This is a genomic window from Novosphingobium sp. HR1a (assembly GCF_015594425.1).
GTDB classification, from domain to species: Bacteria; Pseudomonadota; Alphaproteobacteria; order Sphingomonadales; family Sphingomonadaceae; genus Novosphingobium; species Novosphingobium resinovorum_A.
Map to the genome: position 1 here is coordinate 19,286 of NZ_JABXWS010000010.1, position 9,560 is coordinate 28,845.

Here is a 9,560-nt window from a genome sequence, read left to right on the forward strand (position 1 = left end):
GGTTACTGCCCGTCACAGCCCTTTACGATGAGGCTGGTCAGTTCACCCGGCGACGATGCTTGCCGCCGTAAGTCTTGCCACAGTAATCGTCGAGTTCGCGCATTTCGGTAGCGGCGGCGGCGGCCATCGCGGCGGTGCAGGGCAGGTTCTTTTCGCCGGTAGCGATTCGCGCCTCGACCCGGTCGCGCAGTTCCTCGATGTCGGCACGCGACAGCACGTTCTTTTCACGCAGATAGCAGATCAGGCTTTGCAGCAGGATCATGGCCTTTTCACCTGAATCGACTTCACTGTTCTCGATCATCACATCCCGTCCTCTCAAGCGGCCGTTCGGCCGACATTGAAGACAGGATGATACAACCACGAAACAATGTCCAGCGCATCAAAAGAGCAGTATTCTGCTGTCGCAAACGATTGTGCGCCGCAATATTCGCAAAGGCCGGCGGATCAGTCTTCCAGCGCGGCAACCTCCTGCCTGAGCAGTGCGGAAAGGCGGGCATGCAGCGTCTCGTGATCGCTGTCGGGCGAGAGTTCGCGCAGCGCGACCATGCCCCACGACATGGCGATCATGAAGTCCGCCACGGTAGCATGGCGCTGCGCCGTCGCAGCAGGTGCCAGCGACCCCAGTGCTGCGCCAAGACTGTCGCGAAGCCGCATGTCGACCTTGGTGTGCATCTGGTTGATCGCCGGGTTGCGGCCTGCTTCGGCAAGCAGTTCGCACATGAGCCTGCGGTCGTCGCAGTCCGGCTCCTCGAACCCGACGCGCTCGATCCATGCGAGAATGGCATCGCGATCATTGGCTGCAACGGCGGCGCTCAGCGTCTCTTCATCGAGCCAAGCCGTAATCTCCGTTTCGCAGATGGCGGCGATGATCGCCTCCTTGTTCGCGAAGTCGCGGTAGATTTGCCCTACGGCGATGCCCGAGGCGGCCGCGATCTGCGCCATTCCGGTCTGATGGAACCCTTGGTCGACAAAAAGGTTACGCGCGGTGTCGAGAAGGTGTTTTCGACGTGCGGCCGACTTGGCGGCTCGGGGGCGATCCAGTGCAGTCTCGTTGGTCATTTCCCTGTCCGGCTTGCTTTTTATGCTGCGACGCAATACCAGTCGCGCGAATCATGAGTGAACGCTCACTCACGCTTTAACCCTCTTGGCGGATTAACTCCATGAAAAAGATCGCCCCGGCCCTAGTGCTGATTCTCTCCGCCTGTGGGGGAGGACAGGAGCAGCCTCCGGCAGGACCGCCCGAGGTCGGCGTGGTTACCGTGCGCGAGCAGTCCGTCACGCTCAGCAATGAACTGCCGGCGCGTACCAGCGCTTACGAGAGTTCGGATGTGCGCCCGCAGGTCAATGGCCTGATCGTTGCGCGGCTGTTCACCGAGGGCGACCAGGTGAGGGCCGGTCAGCCGCTCTATCGCATCGACGGTGCGCCCTATGAAGCGGCAGCGGCGAATGCGCGTGCGGCGCTGGCCCGCTCGCGCGCAGCGATCGCATCGAGCGAGGCGCTAGCCCGCCGCTATGGTGAACTGGTCAAGATCAACGCGATCTCGCGGCAGGACTACGAGAACGCGGTGACCACCGCGCAGCAGGCGCGCGCGGACGTTTCGGCGCAGCAGGCGCTGCTGCGTTCGGCCGAGATCGACCTTGCGCGCACGACCATCCGTGCGCCGATTTCCGGCCGGATCGGTCGCTCGACTTACACCACAGGTGCGCTTGTCTCGGCCTCGCAGACCGATGCGCTGACCACGATCCAGCGGCTCGATCCGATCTTCGTCGACATCCAGCAGTCCAGCGCCGACGTCCTGCGCCTGCGTCAGCAGCTTCTCGCCGGAGACCTGACGAGCGCCAGCGGCAATGTCGCGGTGAAGCTGAAGCTGGAAGACGGCAGCACCTACCCGCAGGAAGGCGTGCTCAAGTTCACCGACGTGACCGTCGATCCGACGACCGGCAGCCAGATCATCCGCGCGCAGTTCCCCAACCCTAAGGGCCTGCTGCTGCCCGGTATGTACGTGCGCGCCGAGTTCGCGCAGGCGACCAAGGCGAATGGCCTGCTGGTCCCGCAAGTCGCCGTGTCCCGTGACGAGAAGGGCAATCCCACCGTCCTCGTCATCGGTGCGCAGAACAAGCTGGAGATGCGCCCGATCACCGCCCCGCGTACCGTCGGCGACAACTGGCTGGTCACGTCCGGTCTCAAGGCGGGTGACAAGGTCGTCGTCGACGGCGCGCAGATGCTGCGTCCGGGCGTGCCGGTGAAGCCGGTCGCACCCCAAGGGCAGGCCCAGCAGGGCGGCAAGCCCGCTGGTGGGCAGCCCGCCGCTCCTGCCAACAAGGGGCAGTAAGCCGCCATGTCACGCTATTTCATCGACAGGCCCATCTTCGCATGGGTCATCGCCATCGTTCTGATGATGGCGGGCATCATCGCCATCCGCAGCCTGCCCGTGGCCCAGTTCCCCGAGATCGCACCGCCTACGGTCTCGATCTCCGCGACTTATCCCGGCGCCGATGCGGAAACGCTTGAGCGCACGACGACGCAGATCATCGAGCAGCAGCTCAAGGGCATCGACAACCTGCGCTACTTCTCGGCCGCGTCCTCCTCGGCGGGCACGGTGACGATCACCCTGACCTTCGAGCAGGGCACCGATCCCGACATCGCGCAGGTGCAGGTCCAGAACAAGCTGCAGGCCGCCACGCCGCTGCTGCCGCAGGAAGTGCAGCGCCAGGGCGTGCAGGTGCAGAAGTCGGCAGCGAGCTTCCTGCTCGTCACCGCCATCTATTCCGAGGACGGCAGCCACTCCGCCACCGACCTTGCCGACTACCTCGTCAGCCAGGTGCAGGACCCGGTCAGCCGCATCAACGGCGTGGGTGAACTGCAGATCTTCGGCACCCAGTACGCCATGCGCATCTGGGTCGATCCGCTCAAGCTGCGCAGCTACGACCTGACCATCGCCGATGTCACCACCGCGATCTCCGCCCAGAATGCGCAAGTTTCGGCGGGTCAGATCGGCGCTCTGCCGGCGCCCAAGGAGCAGATGCTCAACGCTACCGTCTCGGTTCAGTCGCGCCTGCAGACGCCCGAGGAATTCGGCAACATCCGCCTGCGCTCGACCCAGGGCGGCGCGACCGTGCGCCTGCGCGACGTCGCCCGCGTCGAACTCGGCGCGGAGCTTTACGGTTTCGATACCCAGTTCAATGGCAAGCCCGCATCGGGCTTCGGCGTTCGCCTCGCCTCCGGCGCCAACGCGCTCGATACCGTCGATGCGGTCAAGGCCGAAGTGCAGAAGATCGCCAAGAACTTCCCGTCGGATGTGAAGGTGGCCTTCCCCTACGACTCGACGCCGTTCGTGCGGCTGTCGATCGAGCAGGTGGTGCACACCCTCGTCGAGGCGGTGGTGCTCGTGTTCCTCGTCATGTTCCTGTTCCTGCAGAACTGGCGCGCGACGCTGATCCCGACGATCGCGGTGCCGGTGGTGCTGCTCGGCACCTTCGGCGTGATGTCGGTGCTCGGCTACTCGATCAACACCTTGACCCTCTTCGGCATGGTGCTCGCCATCGGTCTGCTGGTCGATGACGCTATCGTCGTCGTCGAGAACGTCGAGCGACTGATCCAGGAAGAGCATCTTTCCCCCAAGCAGGCGGCGCGCAAGTCGATGGACGAGATCAGCGGCGCGCTGGTCGGCATCGGCATGGTGCTGTCGGCGGTGTTCCTGCCGATGGCGTTCTTCGGCGGATCGACTGGCGTGATCTATCGCCAGTTCTCGATCACCATCGTCTCGTCGATGGCGCTCTCGGTCATGGTCGCGTTGATCCTGACGCCGGCGCTTTGCGCCACCATCCTCAAGCCGCACCGGAACGACGAGCATCAGGGCAAGGGGCTGCTGGCGCGCTTCTTCCGCTGGTTCAACGACAAGTTCGACCGCGGCACCGAAAAGTACCGGGGCGGCGTACGTCGCACCGCCAATGGCTGGAAGCGCTCTGGCCTCGTCTACCTGCTGATCGTGGGCTGCATGGTGTTCCTGTTCACGCGCCTGCCCGGCGGCTTCCTGCCGGACGAGGACCAGGGCGTGGTCATCGCGCTCGTCCAGGGGCCTTCGGGCGGAACCCTGCCGCGCACGCAGAAGGGCCTCGACCTCGTCAACAAGCACTTCCTCGAGGATGAGAAGGCGAACGTCGTATCGGTGTTCACGATCAACGGTTTCTCCTTCTCCGGTCAGGGCCAGAATGCAGGCATGGCCTTCGTGATGCTGCGTGACTGGAAGGATAGAGGCGGGGCGGAGAACCGCGCACCGGCGATCGTCGGGCGCGCGATGGGGGCTTTCTCCAAGTACCGTGACGCGATGATCTTCGCGCTGACCCCGCCTGCGGTGCAGGAACTGGGCAACGCCACCGGCTTCGACATGTGGCTGGTCGACGAGACCAACATGGGCCACGACAAGCTGCTGGCAGCGCGCAACCAGCTGCTCGGCATGGCGTCGCAGGACAAGCGCGTGGCGCAGGTCCGTCCGGTCAGCCTCGACGATGCGGCGCAGCTCGACGTCAAGATCGACCAGGACAAGGCGGCTGCGCTTGGCCTTGACCTTGCCGCGATCAATTCCGAGATCGGCACCGCCTGGGGTGGTTCCTACGTCAACGACTTCCTCGACCGTGGCCGTACCAAGCGCGTCTATATCCAGGCGGACCAGCAGTATCGCTCTTCGCCGGAGGCTCTTTCGAACCTCTACGTACGAGGCACCAGCGGCCAGATGGCGCCGTTCAGTGCTTTCTCCGAGCTGTCGTGGAAGAAGGCGCCGGTGATTCTCACGCGCTACAATGGCCGTCCCGCCATGCAGCTTCAGGGCGCGCCGGGCCAGGGCCTGAGCACCGGCGGCGCGATGCAGGCGATCGAGGAGATGCAGCAGAAGCTGCCCGCAGGCACCGGCATCGAATGGACCGGCCTGTCCTACGAGGAGCGCCTTTCGGGCGGTCAGGCGCCGATGCTCTATGCATTGTCGCTGGCGATCGTATTCCTGTGCCTCGCGGCTCTGTACGAGAGCTGGTCGGTGCCGATCGCGGTCATGCTGGTGGTGCCGCTGGGCGTCGTCGGCGCGCTGTTCGCCGCCTGGCTTACGGGGCTCGGCAACGACATCTACCTGCAGGTCGGCCTGATCACCACGATCGGCGTCTCGGCCAAGAACGCGATCCTCATCGTCGAGTTCGCGGAGGAGCGTGTACAGTCCGGCATGAACGCCTTCGACGCGGCGATGGAAGCGGCAAGGCTGCGTCTTCGCCCGATCCTGATGACCTCGCTGGCCTTCGTCTTCGGCGTGCTGCCGCTGGCAGTCTCGACCGGCGCGGGCGCGGGCGGCCAGAATGCCATCGGCCGCGCGGTGGTGGGCGGCATGCTCTCCGCCACGATCTTCGCGATCTTCTTCGTGCCGATGTTCTTCGTGGTCGTCGCCCGCCTGTTCAAGCACGGGCAGACCGACCGCAAGCCGACGAACACCGACGATGAGCCTCACGCTGACGGCGCCCACGGCGCGGCACCGCAGGAAAGCTGAACATGAAAAAGTCGATCCTCATCCTGCTCGCCGGCACCACGCTGCTCGCCGGGTGCAACCTTGCTCCCAAGTACGAGCGACCGGCGGGCGCCGTCCCGGTGGCGCTGCCGCAAGGCGGCGTCTATCCGGCCGCCCCGACCGATGCGCAGGACGTATCGCGCATCGGCTGGCGGGACTTCTTCCTCGACGACAGGCTGCGGCAGGTCATCGAGGCGGGCCTTGCCAACAACCGAGATCTGCGGATCGCGGCGGGCAACGTCCAGCAGGCGCGGGCGCAGTACCGCGTCCAGCGCGCCGACCGGTTGCCCACGGTCAATGCCACCGGCACCGCGACTTACACCAACAACCTGATGGGCGCGGGCGCGGCCGGTGGTACGGGTGGCAGCTCGGACATCGAGATCTATCAGGCGACCGTGGGTCTTTCGGCTTTCGAACTCGACCTGTTCGGCCGTGTCCGCAACTTGTCGCGCGCCGCGCAGGAGCAATACTTCGCCAGCGAGGAAGCCCAGCGTTCGACACGCATCAGCCTCATCGCCGAGATCGCCAATGCCTGGCTGACGATGGCCTCGGACAGCGAACAGCTGCGCCTCTCGCGCGAGACGGCGAAGGCGTTCGAGAAGACGCTGGACCTCACCCGCGCGCAGTTCCGCATCGGCACCGGCTCGGAACTGGAAGTGCGGCAGGCGGAGACCAGCTACCAGAGTGCCGTCAACGACATCGCCGCGCTGGAAACCAGCGTGGCGCGGGATCAGAACGCGCTCAACCTGCTGGTCGGCACCACCGTCGCGGCGGAACAGCTCCCCACCGGCTTCGGCACCGAGCCGATGACCCGTGACGCACTGCCGGGTGACGTGTCCTCCGAAGTCCTGCTGCGCCGCCCCGACGTGCTGCAGGCCGAACACCAGTTGATCGCGGAGAACGCCAACATCGGCGCGGCCCGTGCGGCGTTCTTCCCGACGATCTCGCTGACCGGCACGCTCGGCACGCTGAGCACCGCGCTCGGCGGCCTGTTCAAGGACGGCAGCTACACCTACACCGGCTCGCCCAGCGCCTCGCTGCCGCTGTTCGACTTCGGCCGCCGTTCGGGCAATCTCGAATACGCCAAGGCGTCGCAGAAGGTGGCTGTCGCGACTTACGAGAAGGCGGTCCAGACCGCGTTCAAGGAAGTCTCCGACGCGCTTGCCCAGCGCGGTCGCATTGGCGACCAGATCCGTGCGCAGACCACGCGCGCCGAAGCTGCGGGCGTGGCGGCAAAGCTGTCCGACGCGCGGTTCCGTTCGGGCGTGGACTCGTTCCTGACCACGCTCGACGCGCAGCGCACCGCCTACGGGGCCGAACAGGCGCTCGTCACCACGCGGCTGACGCAGGCCAGCAATCTGGTGGAGCTATATCGCTCGCTGGGCGGCGGCCTGGAGGAAACCACCCCGGTCGGCGGCGAACAGCCCGCCCGTTAACCCCTTGGTCCCGGTGAGAGCCGGGATCGCGGACGGTCCTTGCGCACCACCCCACCGAGCCGGTGTGCGAGGGCCGTCCGTGCCCGCTGGGCATGACGAAGTGTGTCGATCGTCCCGATTTTGCGCCTTAGGCACTCGACAGGCGCGCCCGAACCGTGTTGTGGGAGCAGCGAATCCTATCGCCTCGACGATGGGATCGCACGCTGACTTTGGCCACTGACCACGGGACGAACACATGGACGAGACGCTGCGCCGCGCCGCACTTGATTACCACCGCCTGCCTCGGCCCGGCAAGCTGACCATCGAACCGACCAAGCGTATGGTGAACCAGCGCGACCTCGCGCTCGCCTATTCGCCCGGCGTCGCCGTGCCCTGCATGGAAATCGCCGAAGATCCCGCCAAGGCGCTGGACTATACCGCGCGCGGCAACCTCGTCGCGGTGATCTCGAACGGCACCGCCGTGCTCGGCCTTGGCGCGATCGGCGCGCTGGCCTCGAAGCCGGTGATGGAAGGCAAGGCCGTCCTGTTCAAGAAGTTCGCCGACATCGACGTGTTCGACATCGAGGTCGACACCACCGACGCCGACAAGTTCATCGAGGCGGTCGCGCTGCTGGAGCCGACCTTCGGCGGCATCAACCTCGAAGACATCAAGGCGCCCGAGTGCTTCTACATCGAAGCCGAGCTGAAGAAGCGCATGAACATCCCGGTGTTCCATGACGACCAGCACGGCACCGCGATCGTCGTCGCCGCCGCCGTGCGCAATGCGCTGGTGCTGCAGGGCCGCACGCTGGCCGATGCCAAGCTGGTCACCTCGGGCGCGGGCGCGGCGGCGCTGGCCTGCGTCGACCTGCTCGTCTCGATGGGCCTGCCGATCGAGAACGTGACGCTGACCGACAAGGACGGCGTGATCCATTCCGGACGCGAGGGCATGCTGCCCAACATGGCGCGCTGTGCCCGCGACACCAACGCGCGTTCGCTGCCTGACGTGCTGCCGGGCGCCACCGTGTTCCTCGGCCTATCGGCGCCGGGCGTGCTCAAGCCGGAGTGGCTGCCGCTGCTGGGCGACAAGCCGCTGATCTTCGCGCTCGCCAACCCCGAGCCGGAAATCCGCCCCGAGGCCGCCCGCGAAGTGCGCCCCGATGCGATCATCGCCACGGGCCGTTCGGACTATCCGAACCAGGTCAACAACGTCCTGTGCTTCCCCTACATCTTCCGCGGCGCGCTGGACGCAGGCGCGACGCAGATCAACGAGGCGATGAAGGCCGCCGCCGCCGAGGCCATCGCCGGTCTGGCGCGCATGCCCGCGCATGACAGCGTCGCGCAGGCATACGGCGGCCGCAAGCTGGTGTTCGGCCCCGAGTACATCATCCCCACCCCGTTCGACCCGCGCCTGATCGTCGAGATCGCCGGCGCCGTCGCCAAGGCGGCGATGGATTCGGGCGTCGCGACCAAGACGCTCGACATCGCCGAGTACAAGCGGTCGCTGGCGAACATGAACACCCGCTCGGGCCAGCTCATGCTGCCGGTCTACCAGGCCGCGCGCGGGGCGATGAAGCGCGTCGCTTACGGCGAGGGCGAGGACGAACGCGTGCTGCGCGCGGTGCAGGATGCGCTCGACGAAGGCATGGTGCGCCCGACGCTGGTGGGCCGCCGCCGGATTCTGGAGCAGAAGCTGCCCGAACTCGGCCTGTCGTTCCGCCTTGGCGAGCACGTCGATCTCGTCGATCCCGAGACCGACCACGAACTGATGGGCGAACTCGTCGCGGCCTATGGCGCGATCGCCAGCCGCAAGGGCGTGCCGACCGCCGAAGTGCTGCGCCACACCTACCGCCGCCCGACCGTGACCGCCGCGATGCTGCTGCGCACCGGCAGGGTCGATGCGGCGCTGGTCGGCGGCAACTCGGAGTACTGGGGCCAGATCGAGCACGTGTTGCGCATCATCGACCGTGCGCCCGACGTGAAGCGCGTCTATGCGCTTTCGGGCCTGATCCTCGATGCGGGCGTGCTGTTCCTGACCGACACCCACATGGTGCCCGATCCCAGCCCCGAGCAGATCGCCGAGATGACCGTTCTGGCGGCGGACGCGGTGCGCCGTTTCGGCCTCGATCCGAAGGTGGCGCTGCTGTCGCACTCGAACTTCGGTTCGTCGAACAGCCCCAGCGCGCGCAAGATGCGCTCGGCGGCGCAGCTGGTGCGCAAGGTCGCGCCGGAACTGCGCGTGGACGGCGAAATGCACGCCGACGCCGCGCTCAGCCAGGCGCTGCGCGAGAAGCTGGTGCCGGATTCGGGCTTCGAGGGCGCAGCGAACCTGCTGGTGATGCCGAACCTCGATGCCGCGAACATCACGCTGACGGCGCTGTCGGCCTCGTCCAGTTCGCCGACCGTCGGCCCGATGCTGCTGGGCCTATCGCAGCCGATCCACGTGCTGACGCCGGGGGTCACCGCGCGCGGTATCCTGAACCTGACCAGCATCGCGGTCTGCGCCGCCGACGGGCATTGAGTTGAGCCAAATCCTCCCCGTCGCACAGCGATGGGGAGGGGGACCGCCTGCGTAGCAGGTGGTGGAGGGGGTGGACTG

6 protein-coding genes are annotated in these 9,560 nt (G+C 66.4%); 4 read left to right on the forward strand and 2 right to left on the reverse strand.

The genetic code is table 11. From position 1 onward, the window contains the following. Positions 1-37: 37 nt before the first annotated feature. Together HWN72_RS02170 and HWN72_RS02175 are read right to left on the reverse strand one after the other, a co-directional pair. Positions 38-301, reverse strand: coding sequence for a hypothetical protein (locus HWN72_RS02170; RefSeq protein ID WP_008828719.1), 264 nt, complete (start codon positions 299-301; stop codon positions 38-40). Positions 302-444: 143 nt separating this feature from the next. Next, complete coding sequence (locus HWN72_RS02175; protein WP_008828720.1) at positions 445-1,059, reverse strand: TetR/AcrR family transcriptional regulator; 615 nt, start codon at positions 1,057-1,059, stop codon at positions 445-447. A 101-nt stretch (positions 1,060-1,160) separates the two neighbouring features. On the opposite strand from HWN72_RS02175, the gene HWN72_RS02180 reads away from it, so the two are divergent. The 4 genes from HWN72_RS02180 (at position 1,161) to HWN72_RS02195 (ending at position 9,482) form a co-directional block, all read left to right on the forward strand. Continuing rightward, positions 1,161-2,333: an efflux RND transporter periplasmic adaptor subunit gene (locus HWN72_RS02180; RefSeq protein ID WP_211149691.1), complete on the forward strand. Its 1,173-nt coding sequence runs from the start codon at positions 1,161-1,163 to the stop codon at positions 2,331-2,333. Between the two features lie 6 nt (positions 2,334-2,339). Beyond that, positions 2,340-5,528, forward strand: coding sequence for an efflux RND transporter permease subunit (locus tag HWN72_RS02185; RefSeq protein WP_036526138.1), 3,189 nt, complete (start codon positions 2,340-2,342; stop codon positions 5,526-5,528). Positions 5,529-5,530: 2 nt separating this feature from the next. After that, positions 5,531-6,982, forward strand: coding sequence for an efflux transporter outer membrane subunit (locus tag HWN72_RS02190; RefSeq protein WP_008832096.1), 1,452 nt, complete (start codon positions 5,531-5,533; stop codon positions 6,980-6,982). 235 nt (positions 6,983-7,217) lie between these two features. After that, entirely contained in the window at positions 7,218-9,482 is a 2,265-nt protein-coding gene (locus HWN72_RS02195; RefSeq protein ID WP_211149692.1) for an NADP-dependent malic enzyme, read from the forward strand. Positions 9,483-9,560 lie beyond the last annotated feature (78 nt).